The 1410-nt window shown below is 49.0% G+C and carries 1 rRNA gene; it reads right to left on the bottom strand.

Annotated elements, in window-relative coordinates:
• Nucleotides 1-1152, bottom strand: a 23S ribosomal RNA gene (locus tag M3P05_RS20335); the annotation flags it as partial.
• Nucleotides 1153-1410: the final 258 nt, after the last annotated feature.

Below are 1410 nucleotides of genomic sequence, written 5' to 3'. Positions count from 1 at the left end.
CCGCAGCTTCGGTACATGATTTGAGCCCCGTTACATCTTCCGCGCGGGCCGACTCGACTAGTGAGCTATTACGCTTTCTTTAAAGGGTGGCTGCTTCTAAGCCAACCTCCTAGCTGTTTTAGCCTTCCCACATCGTTTCCCACTTAATCATGTTTAGGGACCTTAGCTGGCGGTCTGGGTTGTTTCCCTCTTGACGACGGACGTTAGCACCCGCCGTCTGTCTCCTATGATTGCACTCCACGGTATTCGGAGTTTGCATCGGGTTGGTAAGTCGGGATGACCCCCTAGCCGACACAGTGCTCTACCCCCGTGGGTGATACATAAGGCGCTACCTAAATAGCTTTCGGGGAGAACCAGCTATCTCCGAGCTTGATTAGCCTTTCACTCCGATCCACAAGTCATCCGCTGGCTTTTCAACGACAGTCGGTTCGGTCCTCCAGTTGGTGTTACCCAACCTTCAACCTGCCCATGGATAGATCGCTCGGTTTCGGGTCTACACCCTGCAACTTTGATCGCCCTGTTAAGACTCGGTTTCCCTACGGCTCCCCTAAACGGTTAACCTTGCTACAGAATGTAAGTCGCTGACCCATTATACAAAAGGTACGCAGTCACCAATCCGAAGATCAGCTCCCACTGCTTGTACGCACACGGTTTCAGGGTCTATTTCACTCCCCTCAACGGGGTTCTTTTCGCCTTTCCCTCACGGTACTGGTTCACTATCGGTCAGTCAGGAGTATTTAGCCTTGGAGGATGGTCCCCCCATCTTCAGACAACATAACACGTGTGCCGTCCTACTTAATGCGTCGATAATCGTCTTCGTGTACGGGGCTATCACCCACTATGGCCACACTTTCCAGCGTGTTCCACTAACTCATATCGCTCGGCTGGTCCCCGTTCGCTCGCCGCTACTAGGGGAATCTCGGTTGATTTCTTTTCCTCCGGGTACTTAGATGTTTCAGTTCCCCGGGTTCGCCTCTCTAAACCTATGTATTCAGTTAAGAGATACCTGTCTTATGACAGGTGGGTTTCCCCATTCGGACATTCTTGGATCACAGCTTGTTTATCAGCTTCCCAAGACTTTTCGCAGATTACCACGTCCTTCATCGCCTCTGACTGCCAAGGCATCCACCGTGTGCGCTTAGTCACTTGACCATATAACCCAAAGAAATCTGGTTTATACATTCAAACAACGCGTTTATAGACAACTCCGACTAAAGAGTATGTCCTGGTAACGATTCGCCACACACTTGATTCAATAGTCCGCCTCGTTCTTTATAAAAGAAACGGGGTGCTTCCATTGAAAGATTGTTCAAAGAACAATCTGAGTGCTCAGCAACTAAACATATTGATTCAACAAGCTATTGCTTGTTTAACAACATGTGTTGACAGATTCCATATTTTTAAAGATCA

It is taken from the genome of Parendozoicomonas callyspongiae (genome assembly GCF_023502345.1).
Taxonomy (GTDB): Bacteria; Pseudomonadota; Gammaproteobacteria; order Pseudomonadales; family Endozoicomonadaceae; genus Sansalvadorimonas; species Sansalvadorimonas callyspongiae.
Note: the sequence above shows the minus strand (reverse complement) of the source record. Positions and strands in the feature narration are given on the sequence as shown.